This is a genomic window from Kitasatospora sp. NPDC003701, from assembly GCF_053587085.1.
In genome coordinates this window covers 56,824-78,379 of sequence record NZ_JBSFNM010000025.1, presented here as the reverse complement: position 1 = coordinate 78,379, position 21,556 = coordinate 56,824, and the positions used below count along the sequence as shown (strand labels likewise).

The window sequence follows — 21,556 nt, the reverse complement described above, 5'->3', positions numbered from 1 at the left end:
TCAGGCCCCTTTCGCGGGCAGGGAGGTGATCGTCCGGGTCGTCGTGTCGGAGACGCAGAGCCGGCCGGCGCCGGCCGTCCAGGCCAGCTTCGACGTGTCCTTGCCCTTCAGCCCGGAGTACTTCCAGCGGGCCTCGCCGTTCGCCGGGTCGAGCGCCCACAGCACGGCGTCCGCGCCCATCCGGTACAGGTTGCCGTCGGCGCGGAGCAGGCGGGCGCCGAGGTAGGGCGCTTCGGGGGAGTCGGGCGGCAGCGGGGTCCGCCAGGCGGTGCGGCCGTTCGCCGGGTCCACGGCGCCCACCGAGAAGCCACCGTCCCCGTCCTGCCAGAGGACGTGCAGCACGCGGCCGTCCTCGCTGGTGGCGAAGCCGTCACCGCGCAGGGAGGCACCGACGACGCCGCCGACCGTCCACGCCGGGCTGCCGGTGTCCGGGGTCAGGGCGGTCAGCGTGCCGTCCTTGTCCGGGGCGAGGACGTACGTCCCGGCGGTTCCGAGGCCGAGCGCCGCGAGCCTGCGTTCCCAGACGGTCTCGCCCTTCCCGTCCAGGGCCTTCAGCTGGTCGAGGTTGGAGACCACGATCCGGTCGTCCGACGGCAGCGTCGACTGGAGCAGCATGGTGTCCTCGCCGTGGAACCAGAGGCTCTGCCGGGTGGCGAGGTCCACGGTCCAGACGTGGGTGCCGGCCGGGACGAGGGCACCGTGGTCGTTGCCGTCGCCGAGACCGAGCAGATAGGCCTTGCCGGCGCGGATTCCGGCGAAGGAGAGGCCGCCCGCCGCGTTCTTCCGGCCCTGCGCCAGCCGCCAGTCGAGCTTCCCGTCGGCCAGGGTGAAGGCCAGGAGTTCGGGCGACGGTGTCGCCCCTCCGTAGAGGTAGAGCCGGCCGCCGTCCACCCCGGCGACGGAGCGCGGGGTGGTCGGGTCGATCGCGAAGACACCGCCGGTGGTGGCGCCGTCCACCGTCCACTTGGTGCGCCCGTCGTCGTCCACACCCCAGATCTTCAGGATGGAGACGCAGACCACCACGCCGTCCGCGGAGAGCACCTGGGGGCAGGGGTTCGGCTGGGTCACCTGCCAGCCGGGCTTGATCTCGGGCACGTCGGCGCCCGAGGGGCGGACGGGGGCGGACGGCGTGCTGCCCGGGCCGCGGGCCTCGGCTCCGGCACCGCCCCGGTCCTTCAGCAGGGCGAGCGTGGTGGCGGCCCCCGTTGCCGCGAGCACGCCGCCGCCGACGCCGAACAGCACCGCCCGGCGGCTCGGGCGGCGACCGGGCACCGCGTCCCCGGGAGTCCGATCGGCGGGGACCGGCGGCGGGGCGGCGGGAGGGCCGGCGGGCGGTTCCGCCGCGGGGGTCGGGAGGGGCAGTGCGGTCAGGACGGCACGAGCGGCGACCACGTCCGTCGCGACGGCGGGCGGGAGCCAGCCGCTCGCCGGATCCGGGCGGCCGATCCGCTCCACCAGTTCGACCAGTTGGCGCGGCGTCGGGCGGTGGTTCGGGTTCTTGGCCAGGCACCCGGCGACCAGGTGCCGGATCCCGTCCGGCAGCCCGCCCAGGTCCGGCTCGGTGTTCACCACCCGGAACAGCACCGCCGCCCCGGCACCGTCGCCGAACAGCCGGATGCCCAGCGCGGCGTAGGCGACCGTCGAGCCGAGCGCGAACACGTCGCTCGCCGGGGTGAGCGGCTCGCCCAGCGCCTGTTCCGGCGACATGTACGGCGCCGACCCGATGACCGCGCCGGTCGTGGTCAACCCGGTGCCGTCGGCCGCCCGGGAGATGCCGAAGTCGATGACGTGCGGGCCGTCCAGCGCCAGCAGCACGTTGCCGGGCTTCAGGTCACGGTGGATCAGCCCGGCCCGGTGCACCTCGGTCAGGGCCTCCGCCAGGCCGGCGGCCAGCGTCCGCACGGTCTCCTCGGGCAGCGGGCCGTGCCGGGCCACCGCGTCCTGGAGCGGGACGCCGACCACGAAGGCGGTCGCCATCCAGGGCGTCGCGGCCTCGGTGTCGGCGTCCACCACCGGTGCGGTGAACGCCCCGGAGACCTGCCGGGCCGCCGCCACCTCCTGCCGGAAGCGCGCCCGGAAGGACCCGTCCTGGGCCAGTTCCGGTCGCACCACCTTGACCGCGACGGTCCGCCCGCCGGCCGACCGCCCCAGGTAGACCGCGCCCATGCCGCCGGCCCCGAGCCGCCCCATGAGCGTGTACGGCCCGGCCTGTCGCGGGTCCGCGGCTCCGAGTTGCTCCAACGTGTCCCCCTCCCGTGAGCCCTCACAGGCTAGGGGGAACCGCGCGGGCATGACAGGCGATCATCGGTTTCCGCGAGAACCGTGTTCGATCGGAGGCCGGGGGACGGTGACCGGCCCACCGGGGCCCGCCGTTCACCCCCGGCGCCGAGCCGCTCCGCTGTTCGTGTGAGGCCCGGGCGCCGGAGCGGCAGGCCCGGGCGGTCCCGCGACGCCGCAGGCCGGCGGCCACGACGCCGCGCAGCCGGGTGGCCCCGACTCCACGCGGCCGAAAGCCCGTGGTCACACCGTGCAGGATCCGGGAACCCCGGCAGAATCGAAGGGGGACCGCTTCGGCCGCGCCTCCGTCGCCCGGTTCCGCCGGTCCCCCCGCTCGCACCCGTACCGCCCGGTTCAGTACCGCCCAGTTCAGAGGAGCACCCCATGCCCGACTTCCACCCGGAGCACGATCGCCTGGTCGTCCGGCCGATCGGGGAACCCGCCGCGGACGCCGACACCCGTACGGGCGAGGTGGTGGCGGTGGGACCCGGCCGGCCCCTGGAGAGCGGCAAGCCGCACCCGGTGGACGTCAAGGTCGGCGACCGGATCGTCTTCGCCACGTTCTCCGGCTCGGCGATCGAGGTCGAGGGGGAGACGTACCTGGAGGTCCCCGAGGACGAGATCCTCTCGCTGTCCGCCGAGTAGGAGAGCCTGATGACCGAGCAGCCGAAGGCCCGGATCGGTGTCACCGGACTGGCCGTGATGGGCCGCAACCTGGCCAGGAACTTCGCCCGCCACGGCTACCGCGTCGCCGTGCACAACCGCACCCGGGCCAGGACCGACGCCCTGCTGGAGGAGTTCGGCCACGAGGGCGAGTTCGTCCCGGCCGGGTCGCCGGAGGCCTTCGTCGCGGCGATCGAACGCCCACGCATGATCGTCGTCATGGTCAAGGCGGGTGATCCGACCGACGCGGTCATCGACGAGCTCGTCCCGCTGCTCGACGAGGGCGACGTGCTGGTCGACGGCGGGAACGCCCACTTCCTCGACACCCGACGGCGGGAGGCCGCCCTGCGCGAGCGCGGGCTGCACTTCGTCGGCAGCGGCATCTCCGGCGGCGAGCAGGGCGCGCTGGAGGGCCCCAGCATCATGCCGGGCGGCACGGTGGAGGCGTACCGGCTGCTGGGTCCGCTGCTGGAGGACATCGCGGCGAAGGTCGACGGCAGGCCCTGCTGCACGCACGTCGGACCGGACGGTGCCGGCCACTTCGTCAAGATGGTCCACAACGGCATCGAGTACGCGGACATGCAGCTGATCGCCGAGGCCTACGACCTGCTGCGCCACGCCGCGGGCATGCAGCCGGCCCAGATCGCCGAGGTGTTCCGCACCTGGAACGGCGGGCGGCTGGAGTCCTACCTGATCGAGATCACCGCGGACATCCTCGCCCACACCGACCCGCAGACCGGCCGGCCCTTCGTCGACATCGTGCTGGACCGGGCCGAGCAGAAGGGCACCGGACGCTGGACGGTCCAGACCGCGCTGGAACTCGGCGTCCCCGTCGGCGGCATCGCGGAGGCGGTCTTCGCCCGCTCGCTGTCCGGCAGCGTGCCCCTGCGCGAGGCGGGCCGCGGCCTGCCGGGACCGACCGAGACCTGGCTCGACAGCGCCGCCTCCGACCGCTTCGCCGAGGACGTCGAGCAGGCCCTCTACGCCTCCAAGATGGTCGCGTACGCCCAGGGCTTCAACCAGATCCAGGCGGGCAGCGCCGAGTACTCCTGGCAGATCGACCCCGGCGCGATGGCCGCCATCTGGCGCGGCGGGTGCATCATCAGGGCGCGCTTCCTCAACCGGATCAAGGCCGCGTACGACGAGGACCGGGCGCTGCCCACCCTGCTGACCGACGCCCACTTCACGGAGGCGCTCGGGTCCGCGCAGTCGGCCTGGCGGCGGGTGGTCTCGACGGCGGCGCAGCTGGGCGTGCCGGCACCGGGCTTCGCGACCGCGCTCGCGTACTACGACAGCCTGCGGGCGGAGCGGCTGCCGGCGGCCCTGATCCAGGGGCAGCGGGACTTCTTCGGCGCGCACACCTACCGGCGGGTCGACCGCGACGGGGTGTTCCACACCCGCTGGGAGGAGGCGGACCGCCCGGAGGAGGAGCGCTGACCGGGTCGCCTGCCGCGTGCCACGGCCCTACCGGGCGAACCCGGTAGGGCCGTGGCACGCGGGTGCGCGGGGGGTCAGCCGGTGGTGACCACCATCCGGAAGCGGGCGGCGCCGGAGAGCATCCGGTCGTAGGCCGCGGCGATCCCGTCGAGCGGCACCGTCTCGATCATCGGGCGGATGCCGTGGAGCAGGCTGAACTCCATGGTGTCCTGCACGTCCTGCGCGGTGCCCGAGGGGTGGCCGCGGATGATCTTGCCGCTCATGAGCAGCTGGTTCGGGCTGATGCCCAGCGGTGCGGCGTCCGCGCCGATCACCACCAGCTCGCCCCGGGTGGCCAGACCGTCCACGGTGGCCGTGATCGCGGCGGAATTCGCGGCCGTCCCCAGGACCACCTGCGCTCCGCCGAGCGACTGGAGCGCCTCCCCGACGCCGGGGCCCGCCGTGCTGTCGACGTAGTGGTGCGCGCCGAGCTCCTTGGCGAAGTCCGCCTTGGCGGCCCCGCGGGCGATGGCCACGGTCTCGAAGCCCATGGCGACCGCGTACTGCACCGCCAGGTGGCCGAGACCGCCGATGCCCAGCACCGCCACCAGATCGCCCGGCTTGGCGGAGCTGCGCCGCAGCCCGTTGAACGTCGTGACGCCCGCACAGCCCAGCGGGGCCGCCTCGGCCGCCGACAGCCCGTCCGGAATCCGGGCCAGGGCGTCCACCGGTGCGATCACCGCGTCGGCGTACCCCCCGTCGTACGCCCAGCCGGGGACCTTCAGGGTCTCGCAGACGATGAAGTCGCCCTGTCGACAGCGCCGGCAGTGGCCGCAGCTGCCACCGAACCAGCCGACCGCGACCCGGTCGCCCACCTGCCAGCCGGAGTGGACGCCCTCGCCCACGGCCTCGATGCGCCCCGCGATCTCGTGGCCCGCCACCAGCGGGAACCGCACGCCCGGCAGCAGGGCTTCCACGAAGGCGGTGTCGCTGTGGCAGACCCCGCACGCCTCCACCGCCATCCGTACGTGGCCCGGGCCGGGCTGCGGTACGTCACGCTCGACGATCTCGAAGCGACCACCGGCGGACGGGACTTGTGCGACTCGATAGGTACTCATCCGGATCTCTCCCAAGCACTGGCACGACCTGGTACTGCTACGGCACCCCCCAAAAACGGCATTCCCGCGCCCAGCACATCAGTTCCGGCCCGATCGCGCACGGCGGGCGGCGGCCTGCGGACGCACCGGTTCGGCCCATCGCGGCCGCGTTCCTGCGCCGATCGGGTGAACCGGCGTGCGGATCCGCGCGGGACCGCCGGCCGGCTGCTGGAGCGGCGCGGTGTGCGGGTGTTCCGGCGACGTCGGGCAGGCGTGGAGCCGCTGGTGGCAGCCGTCGCCGACGGTGGTCATGGTCGGTCTCGCCGGGTCGAAGGGGCACCACAGGACCTGGCGCAGATCCGCGCCGCCGGGCCGCCGGGCCGCTGGCGCTCGGGCTCGCGGTCGGAGTCCCGGTGTACCGGTCGTGAAGGAGCCGGCAGCCGTGGATGCCGGCGAGGAGGTCTTCGTTGAGGCCGCGGTCGGGTCGTCCCGGGGCGGAGCGGGGTCAGGCGCCCGGCCGCCCGGGGCGACCGGGGCGCGGCCTCAACGAGCCGGCCCGCCGGCCGCTTCGGCCCCGGCCGCCGGCCAGCGCGGGCCGTCCACCGGATCGTGCAGCCAGACGAACTGGCCGTCCGGGCGGACCGTCATGCCGTAGTCGTACGGGCCGGGCCGGCCCAACCCCTCCCACTGCGCCCAGGCGGCCATCAGCTCGTCGCCGATCCGCCGGGGCCCGGCCTGGTACATGGTCACCGTGCCGTCTCCGACGGCCGACAACGCCGCCCAGGACCGGTCGGCGTCGTGCACCCAAGCCGACACCCCGTCCTCGTCCGTGCCGGTGACGACCGCGGCCTCCGGCACGGCGACGCGCAACGCGAACCGCAGGTCCCAGTCGTCCGCGAGCGGGGCGAGGTCGCGTTCGACCACGCGCTTCGTCTCGGGCGCCCCGGTGCCGCGCACCGCGGCGTATCCCGCGTGCCCACCCGCGGGTACCGGGCCGGCGGTACGGTCGGCCATGAACTGGGCGAGGCCCTGGACCCAGCCGGACGCCTGCCGGTGGTCGTCGCCGACGTCCAGGGCGACGTGCCCGAGCCGGCCCCAGGGGACGACGAGCCGCCCGCCGGGCCGGACCGCCGCCACCCACGACCACGGCACCCGTTCGACCGCGTAGGTGGCGATCAGCCGATCCACCGGGACGTCCGGCACCGTCGCGGTCGCGTCCGCCACCACGACAGCCACCCGGAGGCCGGCGGCGGCCAGCCGCCCGCGTGCGAACGCGGCGAGGCCAGCGTCCACCTCGGTCGACACCACGCGGCCCGGGCCGGCCCGCCACGCCGCCAGCGCCGCGTTCCAGCCCTGCCCCGTCCCGATGTCCCACACCCGGTGCCCGGGTTCCAGCAGCAGACTGTCGAGCATGTCGACCACCACGCCCTGCGCGGACAGACTCGACGACGGCAGCCCGCCCGTCACCTGGGTGACCGCGGCCGCGTCCTGCTCGCCGTACAACTCCCGCGCCCAGCCGTCCGGATCGGCCCGACGGTCCACCGGCACGTACGCCCGCCCGTCCCACCGCCACAACCGGTCCGGCGCGAACTCCTCGCGCGGCAACGCCGCCACGGCCTCGCGCAGCCACGGCGACCGCTCGGGCCAGGCTCCGCGCGCGACCATCGCCTCGTCCAGGCGCGCCCGCAGCAGGGCCGTACCGACGGTCATTTCTTGTGCTTCCCGTCGCCCGGCGGCGGCTTCGGGACCTGGCCGTCCGCGTTCCCCGGTGGCGGGTCGCCCGTGCCCGGGTCCGGCGCAGGCTTCTCGTGACTTCCCATCAGGCCCCCTTCGTGCACAGGACGACAACCCGGCCATCCTGACCGCCCCCGCGCGACAGCGGTAGCGGGCGCGCAGCAGTACAGCGGGGGCTCCCGACTGCTGCGCCCGCGCTCCCTGGGGCTGAGCGGCCCGGGGGCAACGCCCCGCAGGAGCCGCTCGGGCCCCTCGGCCTTCACATCGACCCACCGGTAGCCGTGCGGTCCGTGGCCGGTGAAGTCATGGTGCCGGAGGTTCACCAGGACGCGGGCGTCCAGGTCGAGCTGTGTCACGGGCGCACGCCACCGCGCCGACGAGACGGCCATCCACCTGGGGTTTCACGGAGCTGCCGGCCTCACCGCGGTGCGAGTCGGGGCAGACCGGCGTGGTCGAGCAGTTCGTGGAGGCGTTCGGCGGGGAGGCTCGGATTGGCCGCGGCTCCCTCCGCGTGCTCCGGGTCCTCCAGGAGGGAGGAGACCAGGTCGAGGGGAAGGCGCGGGTTGGCGGCCGCGGCTCGACGAACGCGCGGTTCGGGGTCGGCGAGCAGGTGGACGGGCGGCTGGGCGAGGCCGGTGTCGGCCGCGGCCAGGGCGCGGACGTCGGGGTCGTCGTGGTGGAGGAGCCGGTCAAGACCGGTGCGGGGCAGGCGGGAGAGCGTGAGCAGGTAGGGGCGTTGGCGCGGCGTGGCGACGAAGGCGTCGAGGACGGTCGTGGGCGGGGCCAGCGGGTGGTTGTAGGCCAGCAGGTGGCGCACGTCCGCGTCGGGGTCGTTCGCCAGGCGGTGAACCAGCTCTTCCGGCAGGAGGGGGCAGGTCGCGGCGACCCGGCGCAGCGCCGGATCCTCGGACCCGGCGCACGCCTCGTACCAGCTCGTCCGCGGCTCGGTGATCATCTCGTCGACCGGGCCGATGCACTCGGCCGGGTGGCCCATGACCCGGTCGATGGCGGCACGCTGCGACCAGGCCCGGGGGAGCGGCTGCAGCAGGGCCCTGGTCCGTACGGCACGGTCCGGGTCCCGGGCCAGTTCCGCCAGCACCGAGGGGTCGAGATCGGCTCGGGCGGCCACTTGCCGACGCACGTCGGGATCGGGGTCGCGGGCCAGGCGGGCGACGATGTCGCCGGGGGTGTGGGTGTTGTGGGCGAGCGACCACAGGTTGCGCCGCTCCGCGAGGCACCGTTCGGCCACGGCGTGGGAGACGGCGTAGTTGCCGAGCAGGAGCGACCGGTGGTGGCAGTCGCGTTCCGTCAGGTCGGCCTCCATCGCCGCCGGGTCCAGAGTCCGGCTGTGACCGTGGGCGGCCCCGGCCACCGCGGGGTCCGGGTCGGCCAGGAGCGCATCGCGCTGTCCGGGAGTGAGCCACAGCCACATGCCGGCGGCCTGGGCCCGCAGTTCGGGGTTCGGGTGATCGAGCATCCTGCGGCGGAACGACTGCGGGATCTGCCCGGAGGACTCCAGTTCCTGCCGGATCTCGGCAGCGGTGAGCAGTTGGTCCGGGCGGTCGTCGTTCTCCGCGGTCAGCAGGGTTTCCAGGACGTCGTCGGGCAGCGGCTCGGCCCTGCGCAGGCGTGGGCGCGGGCCTCCGGCCAGGGCCGCGCGGACCAGGGAATCGGGATCGTCGACCAGTCGGCCGCGCTGCTCGGGAGCGGCGTGCCGGTTACGGGCGAAGCCGCGGCGCACCGCCCGCTCGGGGTGCGTGAGCACCGCCTCGACGACCTCTGCGGGAAGGTCGCGCTCCTGGCAGAGGACCGTCCAGAGGGCGCGCCCCTGCGGGGCGAGCAGACGCAGCAGGACCTCGGACGGCGCAGCCGGGTTGGTCGCGACACCGCGCAGCCACGGCTCGGCAAGAACGGAGGAGGACATCGGGACATTCTGGCAGCGATCAAGGTACCGCGTCGACGGCGTTGGCGGCGCCGGTGAAGAGGCGACGGGACAGGTCGTGCGGCCGAGGTAGCGCGTCACGGCAACACCCGTCCCGTACGGCCCTGTTCATGCCTCGGGCACAATGCGTGATCGTTGCAGTGCGCCACGTCGCCATGCTCCGGCGCCGGGTCAATCCGAGCTCGGGAGGGCGGAGAGCAGGGCCTCGGCGGCTCGGTCGAAAGGCGCGATGCTGCCCGCTGCGTGACAGAGGATGTGGGCGCCTTCGAGTGTGGCCGGCTGTTTTCCGGTGAGCTCGCCGACCCAGCCGGCGGGGCCCGCTCCGACCGTGGCCGGCGCCGGTGGAGCGCCCCGAGGGCCTCGCGGCCTGATGGTCTCAGCACCGCGAGGGCCTCGGCGGGAGCAGAGGTGCCAGCGGGCTACTCCTGCTCGAAACCGGCGCGCAGGGCCTCGATGAACCAGGAGAACACCGGCGCCAGGCTCGGTGGGACGGGCCATCCGTTGATGACGGCCAGGAGGTGCCAATAGCGTTCCGCGCGCGGGTCGTTGGCGACTTCGAGGCGTGTCAGCAGCCAGCGGCGCAGGTCGGTGTCGTCGGCGCGGCCGAAGACCTGGGCGTAGCGGGCGGTTAGGGCGTCGATGACGGCTGCCGCCTCGGTGGAGGCGGGAGTGATGCCGGCCGTGAGGGCGTGCCCGACCTGTTCGCGGACCGTCTCGGTGAGGTCGTGGTGCAGACCGGTGGTGTCCCCCTGCGCGCGTTCGGCCGCCTGGTGCTCGGCCATCCGGCGCACCGCGGTGCGGAAGCCCGGGTCCCGGGTGAGTTCGGCGAGTTCCACCCATGCCTCGACCTGATCCGGTTCGGGGTCGTCCGGCAGGTCGGGCATGGCCGAGCGCATCATGGCCACGAAGTCGGGATTGGCGTCCAGGCCGCCGAAGGTGTCGTCGATGAACTCGGTGACGAGGCGTCGGCGCTCGTCGTCGGAGAGTTTCGCGATCTTGTGCATGAGGTCCATCTCCTCGGGGGTGGAGCCCCGCTTGGCCACCGCTCGCAGTACCGCGCGACGCAGTCGCAGGGTGCTGATCTGCACGTCCAGGGCGTCGGCATGCGCTGCCGCGACCTCGGGAACCGAGACCTCCCGGTCCAGCACCTGCCGGATGACGGCGAGGTCGAGTCCCAGGTCACGCAGTGTTCGCACGAGGTCCAGGCGCGCGAGCGCGCGGAGGTCGTAGAGCCGGTAGCCGGCCGGGCTGCGGTCGGTCGACGGCACGATTCCGGTGTCGGAGTAGAACCGGATGGTCTTCACCGTCAGCCCGGTCCGCCGGGCCAGCGCCCCGATCGTGTACAGCGTGTCGTCGTCCATGTCCCCACCCTCGCGTCTCCCCCTACTGGAGACTCAAGCCCATCCTCCAGGAGACCCCGTCAGCGCGGGGACAGGCCGTCCCCGCCCCCTCCACAGGTCCTGACAATGACTCTGTTGAGCCTGGCGGTGGCGGCGTCGATGCTGACCTGGATTCCTTCGACCTCTCTGAGCCGGCCGTAGCTGCGGCTCGCGGACGCGTTCGCGGAGCTTCTGGATGACTTGGATGAGGCGGCCCCTGGGGTTAAGCCGTTGGAAGCCGGGTGTTGACCCGGGCAAGGATGCAGCCATGCGTCATACCAGCACTGACCCCGAGCTGTCGGGCTTGGTCCGCCGATTCGTCACGCCCGGACGCCGGTACCTTCGGTTGGGTGGAAGCTCGCTGCGGTTGAGCGGGCCTGAGCGCGATCTGTTCATGAGGGAGTTGGTCCGAGCTGCCTCGGAGATCACCCCCGCTGAGCTCGGCATCCTCTTCGAAGGTGGGTGGCGAGAGTGCAAGACTGCCTCCTGGCTGGTTGTTGTAGCCGGCAGGACTGAGTTCCGAAGTCGTATCGGCGAACTTCTGCTGGCCAGCGGAGGGCCCTATGCCGGCGCGGCCTACTGCGTCACTCTTGCCACGTTCGGTGACAGTGCCGACGCGGATCTGCTGTGCAGATACCTTGATCACTACTTGCTGCGGCCTGACCTCGTCTACGACCAAGGCCTTGCTCTTGGCGCGCTGCTTCACCTCGATGCCACCCTCGGGACCGAGCACGCATCCCGCTACCTTGCCGTAGACGGCTTGTGGCACCAGTGGACCGACGCTCAGCCTCAAGGGGACCGGGATCCACAGCGTATTCGGCAGTTCGTGGACCAGCTGTGCTCCTTCGCCGGCGAGTGCGCTGAACTCTTCGCAGCACTGGAAACGAGCATTGATCGCCCGTCTTCTCTGAGCGTCCTGTCGCCCACCAGTCCGCCCGTCGTCCCGGGCCGTCGACATGTCGGCGGGCTCTGACAGCATCACGGTCGTGACCGACATTGATGACCTCGTACAGCGCGTTGCCAGCCGGGCCGCATCGGACAACCAGGACCTTCCCGCGCCTGCCGGCGAGGCCCGGATCGCGGAGGCCGAGGGGCGACTGGGCTTCGCGCTGCATCCCCTACTCGCGCGCCTGTATCGCGAGGTCGCCGACGGCGGCTTCGGCCCCGACTACCGACTGCTGCCGCTGCTCGGTCCGGGGTCGAGCGTCGTCGGCGAATACCTGACGCGACGTGAGGCATCCGTTGGAGTGGAGCACCCGGAGTGGCCCGAAGGCGTCGTACCGATCCTGACCTGGGGCTGCGCCATGTACGCAGCCGTTGATTGCCTCAGTGAGGACGGCCAGGTCCTGCTCTTCGAGCCGAACCCGTACAGCGGCGGATCGTGGGATCAGTGTTGGTTCCTCGACTCCGCCAGCCTCGCAACGTGGCTGGAGACATGGCTCGCGGGGACGGGCTGGTTCGAGGAGGACGCCTTCGACAGGGACGACCTGGTCGAGCCTCGGCCATGGGACCAGGCCGCAAGCAGACTGTCCTGCGGCGCATAGCGAAACACTGATGCTTCGTCCCGTTGGCGCAGGGGCGGACGGAGTGGCGCACCGACCTGGATCCGAAGATCCAGGCCGTGCGCGGGCTCGCGCGCAAGTACAGCGCGCATCTGCTCGCCGCCGACGGCATGTTCGCCGGGCTCGCCGCAACGACCGGGCCGGAGCACTGGGCCGCGGACGGTGTGCACCCGACGCCGGCCGGGCACGCCGCTCTCGCGGCGGCCTGGCTGCGCCTGGTCGCGTGACCGGGCCTCCCGACCACCTGCGGTAGTGGTGGCCGGGAGGTCCGTTTGCGGGCCGGGACTGTTGGTTCGGCCTGTCGGCCCGTCGGCCCGTCGTTCCGGCCTCGACGAGGGCGGACGCTGCGGCGTTCAGCGTGGAATCACCCAGTCCGGCGTCCACGTCCCGGCGTCGTCGTGGCCGGCCGCGGTGGCGGTGAGGTGGGCACGGAGGGTGGCCAGTGCCGGGTGGGGGTTGTCGCGGTGCCAGAGGAGGGAGTGCGGGTAGACGGGCGCCGGGTCGGTCACCGGGATGCGGCGCAGACCGTGGCCGGCGGGCCAGATGAGGCGGGTCTGCTCGCCCATGAAGGTGGCCAGGGCCGGGGTGTCGGCGATGGTGTCGAGGAGCGCGTCGGAGCCGAAGTTGGGGCCGGTCGCCTCGATGGTGAGCCCGAACTCGGCGACGAGGTCGTCGTAGTAGGCGGTCCACTCGGTACCGGGGACGATGCCGGGCATCCAGATCCGGTGCCCGGCGAGCTGGGCGAGGGTCACCGAACGGGCGCCCGCCAGCGCGTGGGCCGGGCCGGTGAGGAGTTGGAGCGACTCGTCGAGCACCCGGACGGACTCGATGTCCTCGGGGAGCGGCCGGCCGGGTGCGGCGACGGCGCGGAAGGAGGCGTCGATCGCACCGGAGCGGATGGCGGCGACGGCCGCGTCGATGTCGAACAGCATCACCACGTCGAGCTCGATGTCGGGGTACGCGCGGTGGAAGCCGCGCATCAGGCCCGACTGCGCGCTGCGCGAGGTGAGCACGTCGACGCGCAGCGGGCGGCGGCCGGTGCGGACGGACGCGACCGCGCGCTCGGCGACCCGCAGCAGCTCGCGTGCGTGGGGCAGGAAGGCCTGCCCGTCGATGGTGAGAGCGGCGCCGCGCGGGGTGCGGGTGAACAGGCGCACGCCGAGGTTGCGCTCCAGCGCGGCGATCCGCTTGGAGACGGCCTGCTGGGTGACCGCCAGCTCGGCGGCGGCCTCCTGGAACTGCCCCGCGTCGGCGGCGGCGACGAAGGTCCGGACGGTGTCGAGATCCATGCCGGCACCCTAAGGGCACAACGGGTGGTTGTGGCTGGTGGCCCTGCGGTTGTTTGATCCCCGGGTATGGCGCTCGCTTTGATGAATCCGATCGCGGATCGGTTGTGCGGGTGAGCGACGAGGGGCGTCGGGCATGAGGAGCGGGAACCGGCTGGGACAGCTGATCGGACGACTGCTCGGACCGCGCCTGGGGAGACAGTTCGGGTGGCTCTGGGGAGCGTACGGGACCAGTGCGCTCGGCACGTGGCTCGCCTTCGGCGCCCTCCCGCTGATCGCCATCCAGGTGCTGCACGCCGGACCGGCCGAGGTAGCCGCGCTCTCCAGCGTGGGGGCCGCGGTGGGCGCGGTCGTGGCGGTGCCGCTCGGCCCGTGGGTGGAGTTCCGCCGCAAGCGGCCGGTGCTGATCGCGATGGACCTGGCGCGGTTCGCGGCGCTGCTCACGATCCCCGCCGCGTTCGCGCTCGGCGTGCTCACCTTCCTCCAACTCCTCCTGGTCTCGGTCGTCGTCGCGGCGGCCGACATCACCTTCCGCGCCGCCTCCGGCGCGTACCTGAAGACGCTGCTGCCGGCCGAGGACCTGCTCGTCGCGGGCGCCCGGTTCGAGTCCACGGCCTGGACGACCACGATCATCGGACCGCCCCTGGGCGGCGCGGCCGTCGGGCTCCTCGGCCCGGTCGCGACGGTGGTCGCCGACGCGGTCAGCTACCTGCTCTCGGCCCTGGGCATCCGCGCGACGGGCGGGCACGAGCCGCCGCCCGCAGCCCGGAAGGCCGGGCGCCTGCGGGCCGGCGACCTGCTCGACGGCTGGCGGTACATCCTCGCCGACGCCACGCTGCGCCCGCTGTTCCTCAACACCGTCCTGTTCAACGGTCTGGTGATGGCCACCGAGCCGCTGCTGGCCGTCCTGATGCTCGACCGGCTCGGCTTCGCACCGTGGCAGTACGGCCTCGCCTTCGCCGCGCCCGCGATCGGCGGCCTGGTCGGTTCGCGGCTGGCCCGACCGCTCGCCACCCGGTTCGGGCAGCACCAGGTCCTGGTGGTGTCCGGGGCGCTGCGCGCGATCTGGCCCGTCGGCCTGGTCCTCCTGGGGCCGGGTACCGGGGGACTGCTGCTGGTGATGGGCGTCGAGCTCGGCCTGATCTTCTGCTGCGGGGTCTTCAACCCCGTCTCGGCCACCCACCGGCTCCGGCGTACCGCCACCGACCGGGTGGCCCGCACCCTGTCCGCCTGGGCGGTGACCACCAGGGCCTCGACGGCGCTGCTGACGGCCCTCTGGGGTGTGCTGGGCGCCCTGCTCGGCCCGCGGACGGCCCTCGGCCTGGCCGGTCTGCTCCTGCTGGCGACCCCACTGCTGCTTCCCCGTCGCTCGGCCGTCCTCCGCGCCGGGGCGGCGGACGCGGAGCCGGAGCCGGAGCCGGAATCGGAACCGGCACCGAGCCGCGCCTGACGGGCTGCTGCCGCGGCCTCCCGCGCGCCCCCCGACCGGCCCCCGGCCCGGCCCGGGCCGTCAGGAGGGACCGGGCCGGGGGCCGGTCGGTCAGACCAGCGCCGGTGCGGGAGCGGGCAGGTACGGACCGATGTTGCGCCAGGCGCGCTCGACGTACTCCTCCTTCTCGCCGACCGGGGCGACGTAGTGCAGCGCGCTCTCGGCGGCGTCGTTGCCCACGAGGCGGGCGATGAGCCAGGCGGCGAGGTAGTGCGAGGCGAGGCAGCCGCCCGCGGTGGCGATGGTGTCCTTGGCGTGGAAGGGCTGGTTGAGCACCTCGACGCCGGCGGCGACGACCCAGGGCTTGGAGGTCAGGTCGGTGCAGGCGGGGATGCCGTCGAGCAGGCCGAGCCGGGCCAGCACGAGCGCGCCGGAGCACTGCGCCGCGATGAGTTGGCGCGAGGGGTCCAGGTCGCGCAGGACGTTCATGATCGCCGGGTCCTCGACGACCTCACGGGTGGCGATGCCACTGCCGATGATGACGGCGTCGGCGGCGCACGCCTCCTGGAGAGTGGACATCTGCTCGATGACGACCCCGTTCATCGACGTCACCCTGGGCCCGGGGGTGGCGATGGTGACGCGCCAGTCGTCGGCCTTGACGCGGTTGAGCACACCGAGCGCGATCAGGGAGTCGAGCTCGTTGTAGCCCTCGAAGGTGAGGATGGCGATGTGCACGGCGGCTGTCCTTCCGCAGGAGTGGGATGGGTGTTGACGGTAGGGACCCACGAGCAGGACGGTCAAAGACTGGGCCACGTCGGGGACACCCCACGGCGATGGCGGAAGGTTCGTCCACGGTGGCGGTCATGCTGAGGTGGGCGGTGGTGACAGGGTATGTGCCACGTCGGCGAAGTCGTGGATGAGCCCGGAACGGCGGGTGGCGGGCCACGCCAGGCAGACCTGCCCCGGGCCGAGGCCCTCGACCGGCCGGGCGACGACGTCGGGGCGTGTGTAGAAGTTCGCTGTGGACAGCGGGATCACGCAGATGCCCGCGCCGACGGCGACCAGTTCGAGCTTCTCCTCGACGCTGTGGATGGGTGGAATGCGGGAGCGTTCGCCGGTGCGCAGTTCCTGCGCGACGTCGCGCCACTCCGGTACGGCGTCCGGGTCCTGGAGGAGGTGCTCGCCGGCAAGGTCGGCGACCGTGAGGGCCGGCTTGTCGGCCAGCGGATGGTCCGCCGGCAGCACGACGACGCGCGGTTCGCCGAACAGCGGCAGTACGCGCAGCCCCTTCTGATCGATCGGCAGACGCACGATGCTGACGTCGGCCCGTCCGTCGCGCAGGACCTCGACCTGGTCCTCCCAGCCGGTGCGCAGCAGCCGGACGTCGAGTCCGGGACGGCGGGCGGTGAGCGCCCGCACCGCGGGGGTGACGGTGATACCGGGCATGAACCCGATGGTGAAGACCCGTGTGGCGGCGGCTGTGGCGGTGACCCGGCGGACCACGGCCTCGGCCGCCGCGAGGAGCGGGCCCACATCGTCGAGGAGTTGGGCTCCGGCGGGCGTGAGGACGGTGCCCCTGCGGTCGCGGCGCAAGAGCGTGACGCCCAGGTCGCTCTCCAACGCGCGCACTTGCCGGGAGAGGGCCGGCTGGGCGATGTGCAGTCGCTCGGCGGCGCGGCCGAAGTGCAGTTCCTCGGCGACCGCCGCGAAGTACCGCAGTTTCCGCAGGTCGATGTCCATACCGTGGCCGTGTCCCGTCCTGATCGGTGTCCGTACACCTGGTGATACCCCGTGGGATCCGGCGGGGTGCCGCTCCCGGCGGCGGCTCCCCCGGTCGGCGCGGGGACCGGCCGCCGGGGCGTGGATCAGCCCCGGGCGAGGACGGTCAGCGGGTCGGTGTACGTCGGGTGCCAGCCGAGCTGGTCGCGGGCGCGCGCCGGGGTGAGCTGCTGGTCCAGGGCGAAGGCGTCGGCGACGGCGCCCATGGCCGCGCGTGCCTCCTCCAGAGTGATGGAGACGGTCCTGCCGCCGAGACCCGCTCCTCGGCTGATGGCCTCAGCGCACTCCCGGGCCGTGGGATCGACTCCTCCGACGCCGGCGTAGACGGCGCCGGGCCGGGCGCGCAACGTGGCCACGTACAGTTCCGCGAGGTCGTCGACGTGGACCAGAGCCCAGTGCTGCGAGCCGTCTCCGATGTGGGCGACGGCGCCCGCCAGCTTGCCCGGACGGGTGAAGTAGGCATCGATGAGCCGGTTGTCGCCGCCGTACAGCAGGCCGGGCCGGACCACGACGGGACGGCCTCCACGCGCGGCGCGGGCGAGGACGGCATCCTCGACGGGGCGGCGCCAGGCGACGAGGGCCGGCGGGTCCCACGGGGCGTCCTCGTCGACGACGCCGTCGGTGTTGCCGTAGACCCAGGTACCGCCGGTGTGTACGTAGGGGCCGGCGCCGATGCCGTCCTGCATCGCGGTGGCGGCGGCGAGATCCTCCGCGCCGGTGGCCGCCTGGGCGAGGTGAATGACGGCTTCGGCCTCCGCTGCCGCCTCGTTGAGCACGCCCAGGTCGGCCAGGCTGCCCGTGACCGGATCCGCCCCGTGCGTCCGTACGGTCCGGGCGGCGTGCTCGTTGCGGGCCAGGGCGCGCACGGTGTGGCCGTGCCGTGTCAGCGCGCCGATGGTCGCCTTGCCGATGTAGCCGGAACCGCCGGTGACGAAGACCCTCATGACGTTGTTCCTCTCGTTTCGGGATCGCTTTCAGCCTGCGGCGGCGCCGGTACCGGCGTCCAAGACCTGTTCCGGCGCCTGTGATGCCGTCCGGGCATCAGGATCGAGGAGGCGGTCGGGGCCGTCCGGCGCGCGCCCCCGTCGTGAGAGGCGGAGAGGCGGATGGGCGGGACACGCGCGACCGCGATCGGCGGTCGTGCGAACGGCGGGGCAGGGGGCGGTCGGCCGCGGTGACGACGCCGGCCGGGTGGGCGGTGACCGTGCCACAGCTGGCCGCCGCCGGTCCGGCCGTCGTGGTGCGGGACTACGAGCGCGCCGGACGGCCCGGGAGCCCGGGCGCGCCCGCCCGGCCCGGCCCCCCCGCCCCCGGTCCGCCCGCCGGGACGCGTCAGCAGGACGCCAGGACGGCGTGCACGGCATCGTGGTCGTCGGTGCCGATCAGGCCCTCCGGCAGCGTCTCGTCGACCAGCAGCGCAAGCAGTTCGGTCGCGTGCTCGGTGAACACGGCCCGGCACTCGGCACGTTCCGGGTGGTCGAGCTCGTGCCCGAAGAGTCCCGCCGCGCCCTCGTCCGGGTCGACGGGCCGGGCGATGTTCGCGACGAGGAGCACGAGGTCGAGCAGCTCGGTCCGCAACCGGAGGCCGGGGTCGGCCGCGAGGCGGATCAGGAACGGCAGGGCGACCGGCATCGCCGCGCTCGCGTGCAGGACGCTGCTCAGCAGGAGGTTGGTCAGCACGCGCAGCGCCTCGGCGTCGACCGCCTCGTCGAGCAGGGCGCGCAGCAGGACGGGGATCCCGGCGGGGCAGCCGGGGATCCGCTCCCAGGGGGCGTCGTCGCAGCCGCGCAGCGCCGGGTGGTCGCACGCGGCGCGCCCGGCTCTCGGATGCTCGGCGAGGAACCGGGCGACGAGGGCCTCCATGGCCGTCGCATCCATCGCGCACATCCGTCGCCCCCCGTGTCCCGTGGTCACGCCCCCACCGGCGTCCGCAGCAGGGGCCACTGTCCCCCGACGGGCCCGGGGGAGGCAAGCGCGAAAGGTGGCGGGGGGAGCCGGTGGTGTCAGGCGCTCAGGTGGACGACCAGGGACTCGGACTCCGGCGACAGGTAGTAGTGGCCGGGGAAGGGATCGACGTGCAGGTGGTCGAGCGAGTCGTCGGGGTCGGCGTAACGGGCGTACTCCTCGACGTTCGCCGCGAGCACGTCGAGCAGCCGGGGCTCCCCGGTGATCCGGTACCGGTCGGAGGGCCCCTCGACCGACAGCGTGACCGCCGCCCCGGCCGCGGTCCCGACCTCCAGGACAGCCAGCCCGCGGTCGTAGGGCGCCGCATCGGCGACCGGGTCCAGCGCGACGGTGCCGGCCCCCGCGCGGATCACCGCCGCGAGCGCGATCAGCTCGTCGGGACCGCCGAAGAGCGCGGCCTCCCCGCCGTGGTCCGAGTAGTGCAGCTGCATGGTTCCTCCGTCTGGGGGGCGGGCCGGTCCGGGCCCCGGCCGGACCGGACGGATGCTAGCAGCGGCCCCGCTGCGGGACGCCGACCAGGGGATCACCGACCAGGCGATCACCGACCAGGCGATCACCGACCAGGCGATCACCGAACAGCGCCGGCCGCCGTCCGGAGCGACCTTGGCCTCATGAACGCCCCTGCGCTGCTCCGCGCTTTTGAACGACCGGATGCGCGAGAGCGGCCCGGACGGCTTCGCCCCGGACGCGGTGGTCGACGCCTTCACCGTCCGCCCGGCGGCCGTCGCCGTCCACCGGCTCGGAAGCAGCGGAGCCGCCCGCAGGCTCCTCCGGGCCTGGCCCACTCCGAACTGGCCGGACCGGACCGGACCGCACCGTGAGCGCGGCCGGCCCGGCCCGGCCCGGGGCCGGCGCCTCGGGGCGTCGAACCGTCCGCGCGACCCTCGCCGGTGACACCCGGTCGGGCGGGGTGCGCCGTGCGGCGGCACGGTGATCGGTACCGCGCCGCCACAACGGTGGCCGCGGACGACCGGCCGGGAGCGGTGGCCGGCCGTTAGTCACCCGCACGCGTGATGCCGGGTGGCGGTCAGGAGTCGCAGGGCCCGCAGCCGCCGGACGGCGGGCAGCAGGTGGGGGCGGCCTCGACGCAGACGGTGACGGAGTCGGTGTTGTTGGCGGGGTGGAGGTCGGTCTCGGGCGCGTGCGCCGTGGCGGTGTTGGTGACCGGGCCGGGGGTGGTGGCCTTGGCCCGGAGGACCAGGGTGGCGGAGCCGCCGACGGTCAGCGCCCCGACGCTCCACCGGCCGGTCCCGGGGTCGTAGGTGCCGGTGCCGGGGGTGGCGGAGACGAACGCCAGGCCGGCCGGGAGGGGGTCGGCGACGGTGACGCCGGTGGCCGTGTTGGGTCCGGCGTTGCGGACGGTGACACGGTAGGTGACGGTCTGGCCGACGGTGACGGTGGTGGCGTCGGCGGACTTGGTGACGCTCAGGTCGGCGGCCGGGAGTATCTGGGTGTCGGTCTGGTTGGAGGTGGCGGTGAGGGGCGCGGGGGTGGCGCCGAGGCGGTTCTCGTAGGTGGCGGTGGCGGTGTTGCTGACGTGTCCGCCACCGCTGGCCTCGTCGATGGTGACCCGGTACTCGACGGTCGTGCCGTTCGGGAGGGTGTCGGTGCTGGGCAGGCTGCCGCCCCGGTCGGCGGCGGCGCCGTTGCCGAGGTTGAACACCACCCGGTTGCCCGCCGGGTCGAAGTGGGCCTGGTCGTCACCCGCCTGGTCGGTCTTCGCGCCGGCGTTGGGCCCGTTGACGATGCGCAGGGAGCCGGGTCGGTAGGTGGTGCCGGCCGGGATGGTGTCGGTCAGGACGAGGGCTTCGGCGTTGCCCCCGCCCTCGTTCGTGGCGACCACGCGGTAGGTGAGGACGTCGCCCACCTGGAGGGGCCCGTCGGGGACGGCGTACTTGGTGAGGGTGACGGCGGGGGCGGTGCCGAAGAAGATGCCGTCGAGGAAGTTGCCGACCGACTGGTTGCCGCCTGCGGAGGCGACGGAGCGGAAGGCGAAGCGGGTGGTGGTCTGCCCGGCCGGGACGGTGTAGGTGCCGGTGTAGAAGCCCCAGGCCGTGGTGCCGTCGGTGAACTGACGCTGCTGGACGGTCGCGCCGGGCCTGCCGATGTCCAGGGCCATGGTGTCCTGGCCGAGCCGCCCGCGGTGGTAGAGCCGCCAGTACAGCGTGGCCCCGGGGGTGGTGGGCAGGTCCTGGTAGAGGGTGGAGACCTGGTTGGCGTTGAGTTCGGCGAACTGGGCGCCGTCGGCGGAGGGGACGCCGTTGAAGCCGTCGTGCCAGATCTCGATGACGTGGTCGGTGGCGGTGGTCAGCCAGCCCGGGACGCGGTTCGGGCTCTGGGTCTGGGAGGCGTCGGGCAGCAGCGCGTTGCCGCCGCCGATGACGGGCTGCTCGAAGCTGCCGTTCGTGAGGGCGATGCGGGACGGGACGGGAGTGGTCACGGTCTTGCCTTTCGTTCGATGCCGGGAGCTGGACGCCGGCCTGGCCGCAGGCCCGGGGACCCGCACGAGCGGGCCACCGGTGCACGGGAACGGCGGCTCCGGTGGCGTCGACCGGGAGCGGGGCGGTCCCTCGATGCGGGGGTGAGGGGATGGAGGAAGGGGCCCACGGCCTTACGACACGCCCTGTGCCCGGGAGCCCGGGCGGCGTCGGTCGCAGGAGGCGTCCGACCTCAGAGTGCGCAATGGTTCCCGTACGTACGAGAGCGTGGAGTGCGGCTCCCGGAGTGCACGGGGTCGCGATCCGTCCGGCCGGCCGCCCCTGCTCTGCGCGGCCCGCGCGAAGCCGGCGGCACGGGCCGGGGGGACGTCTCCGTGTGCCCCCATGGCCAGGGTTTGGCCCTGGTGACGGCCGTCGGCTCCGCGCCGGGCCCGGCACCTCGACGGGGAGCCCGGCGATTCGGTGGAGACCGTCAGGACGGCGATGTCGGAAAGCCGGGGCCGGGGTCGGCCAGTGGCAGGGGGCAGCGGCCGGCTCCGTGCAGGGCGGCGGAGCACCGGCCGGGTGGTGCGCGTCGCAGCACCCGCGC

Annotated in this window: 20 protein-coding genes; 8 read left to right on the top strand and 12 right to left on the bottom strand. The window is 73.8% G+C overall.

Annotation, left to right across the window (positions count from 1 at the left end; all coding sequences use genetic code 11):
* On the bottom strand, positions 1-2,241 hold the full coding sequence (locus ACWDRR_RS23545) for a protein kinase domain-containing protein (protein ID WP_449774162.1): 2,241 nt from the start codon (positions 2,239-2,241) through the stop codon (positions 1-3).
* Between the two features lie 420 nt (positions 2,242-2,661).
* Here ACWDRR_RS23545 and ACWDRR_RS23540 point away from each other — a divergent pair, with 420 nt between their 5' ends.
* Positions 2,662-2,922, top strand: coding sequence for a co-chaperone GroES (locus ACWDRR_RS23540; protein WP_449774161.1), 261 nt, complete (start codon positions 2,662-2,664; stop codon positions 2,920-2,922).
* A gap of 9 nt (positions 2,923-2,931) precedes the next feature.
* Positions 2,932-4,377: an NADP-dependent phosphogluconate dehydrogenase gene (gene gndA, locus ACWDRR_RS23535; protein WP_449774160.1), complete on the top strand. Its 1,446-nt coding sequence runs from the start codon at positions 2,932-2,934 to the stop codon at positions 4,375-4,377.
* 74 nt (positions 4,378-4,451) lie between these two features.
* Here the strand turns inward: gndA and ACWDRR_RS23530 are convergent, their stop codons facing one another.
* The 4 genes from ACWDRR_RS23530 to ACWDRR_RS23515 form a co-directional block, all read right to left on the bottom strand.
* A complete protein-coding gene (locus tag ACWDRR_RS23530; RefSeq protein WP_449774159.1) occupies positions 4,452-5,474 on the bottom strand; it encodes an alcohol dehydrogenase in 1,023 nt (340 codons plus the stop codon).
* A 522-nt stretch (positions 5,475-5,996) separates the two neighbouring features.
* Positions 5,997-7,163 carry a methyltransferase domain-containing protein gene (locus ACWDRR_RS23525; RefSeq protein ID WP_449774158.1) on the bottom strand — a complete coding sequence of 389 codons (1,167 nt, stop codon included), beginning with the start codon at positions 7,161-7,163 and terminating at the stop codon, positions 5,997-5,999.
* A 442-nt stretch (positions 7,164-7,605) separates the two neighbouring features.
* Complete coding sequence (locus tag ACWDRR_RS23520) at positions 7,606-9,111, bottom strand: hypothetical protein (protein ID WP_449774157.1); 1,506 nt, start codon at positions 9,109-9,111, stop codon at positions 7,606-7,608.
* A gap of 437 nt (positions 9,112-9,548) precedes the next feature.
* The gene (locus ACWDRR_RS23515) at positions 9,549-10,490 is read right to left on the bottom strand and encodes a MerR family transcriptional regulator (RefSeq protein WP_449774156.1); all 942 of its coding nucleotides are present in this window, start codon (positions 10,488-10,490) and stop codon (positions 9,549-9,551) included.
* A 286-nt stretch (positions 10,491-10,776) separates the two neighbouring features.
* Here ACWDRR_RS23515 and ACWDRR_RS23510 point away from each other — a divergent pair, with 286 nt between their 5' ends.
* Genes ACWDRR_RS23510 through ACWDRR_RS23500 form a run of 3 tightly spaced genes read left to right on the top strand, consistent with a single transcriptional unit; the run spans position 10,777 to position 12,297 of the window.
* Positions 10,777-11,481, top strand: coding sequence for a DUF6000 family protein (locus tag ACWDRR_RS23510; RefSeq protein WP_449774155.1), 705 nt, complete (start codon positions 10,777-10,779; stop codon positions 11,479-11,481).
* Positions 11,465-12,052, top strand: a complete 588-nt coding sequence (locus ACWDRR_RS23505) for an SMI1/KNR4 family protein (RefSeq protein ID WP_449774154.1) — start codon at positions 11,465-11,467, stop codon at positions 12,050-12,052. Before ACWDRR_RS23510 ends, ACWDRR_RS23505 begins: the two co-directional genes overlap by 17 nt.
* Positions 12,053-12,075: 23 nt before the next feature.
* Positions 12,076-12,297, top strand: a complete 222-nt coding sequence (locus ACWDRR_RS23500; RefSeq protein ID WP_449774153.1) for a hypothetical protein — start codon at positions 12,076-12,078, stop codon at positions 12,295-12,297.
* A 126-nt stretch (positions 12,298-12,423) separates the two neighbouring features.
* Here ACWDRR_RS23500 and ACWDRR_RS23495 read toward each other — a convergent pair whose 3' ends face one another.
* The gene (locus ACWDRR_RS23495; protein ID WP_449774152.1) at positions 12,424-13,359 is read right to left on the bottom strand and encodes a LysR family transcriptional regulator; all 936 of its coding nucleotides are present in this window, start codon (positions 13,357-13,359) and stop codon (positions 12,424-12,426) included.
* A 133-nt stretch (positions 13,360-13,492) separates the two neighbouring features.
* On the opposite strand from ACWDRR_RS23495, the gene ACWDRR_RS23490 reads away from it, so the two are divergent.
* Entirely contained in the window at positions 13,493-14,806 is a 1,314-nt protein-coding gene (locus tag ACWDRR_RS23490; RefSeq protein ID WP_449774151.1) for an MFS transporter, read from the top strand.
* 90 nt (positions 14,807-14,896) lie between these two features.
* On the opposite strand, the gene ACWDRR_RS23485 is transcribed toward ACWDRR_RS23490, so the two are convergent.
* The 5 genes from ACWDRR_RS23485 to ACWDRR_RS23465 form a co-directional block, all read right to left on the bottom strand.
* A complete protein-coding gene (locus ACWDRR_RS23485) occupies positions 14,897-15,520 on the bottom strand; it encodes a DJ-1/PfpI family protein (RefSeq protein WP_449774150.1) in 624 nt (207 codons plus the stop codon).
* Positions 15,521-15,646: 126 nt separating this feature from the next.
* On the bottom strand, positions 15,647-16,525 hold the full coding sequence (locus ACWDRR_RS23480; RefSeq protein ID WP_449774149.1) for a LysR family transcriptional regulator: 879 nt from the start codon (positions 16,523-16,525) through the stop codon (positions 15,647-15,649).
* 125 nt (positions 16,526-16,650) lie between these two features.
* Complete coding sequence (locus tag ACWDRR_RS23475; protein WP_449774148.1) at positions 16,651-17,508, bottom strand: NAD-dependent epimerase/dehydratase family protein; 858 nt, start codon at positions 17,506-17,508, stop codon at positions 16,651-16,653.
* A gap of 388 nt (positions 17,509-17,896) precedes the next feature.
* On the bottom strand, positions 17,897-18,442 hold the full coding sequence (locus tag ACWDRR_RS23470; RefSeq protein ID WP_449774147.1) for a hypothetical protein: 546 nt from the start codon (positions 18,440-18,442) through the stop codon (positions 17,897-17,899).
* Positions 18,443-18,567: 125 nt separating this feature from the next.
* The gene (locus ACWDRR_RS23465) at positions 18,568-18,960 is read right to left on the bottom strand and encodes an Imm32 family immunity protein (protein WP_449774146.1); all 393 of its coding nucleotides are present in this window, start codon (positions 18,958-18,960) and stop codon (positions 18,568-18,570) included.
* Positions 18,961-19,012: 52 nt separating this feature from the next.
* On the opposite strand from ACWDRR_RS23465, the gene ACWDRR_RS23460 reads away from it, so the two are divergent.
* Together ACWDRR_RS23460 and ACWDRR_RS23455 are read left to right on the top strand one after the other, a co-directional pair.
* Positions 19,013-19,144 carry a hypothetical protein gene (locus tag ACWDRR_RS23460; protein WP_449774145.1) on the top strand — a complete coding sequence of 44 codons (132 nt, stop codon included), beginning with the start codon at positions 19,013-19,015 and terminating at the stop codon, positions 19,142-19,144.
* 36 nt (positions 19,145-19,180) lie between these two features.
* On the top strand, positions 19,181-19,423 hold the full coding sequence (locus ACWDRR_RS23455; RefSeq protein ID WP_449774144.1) for a hypothetical protein: 243 nt from the start codon (positions 19,181-19,183) through the stop codon (positions 19,421-19,423).
* A gap of 133 nt (positions 19,424-19,556) precedes the next feature.
* Here ACWDRR_RS23455 and ACWDRR_RS23450 read toward each other — a convergent pair whose 3' ends face one another.
* Positions 19,557-20,969 (bottom strand): DUF7507 domain-containing protein, encoded by a 1,413-nt coding sequence (locus tag ACWDRR_RS23450; protein ID WP_449774143.1) that lies wholly within the window; start codon positions 20,967-20,969, stop codon positions 19,557-19,559.
* Positions 20,970-21,556 lie beyond the last annotated feature (587 nt).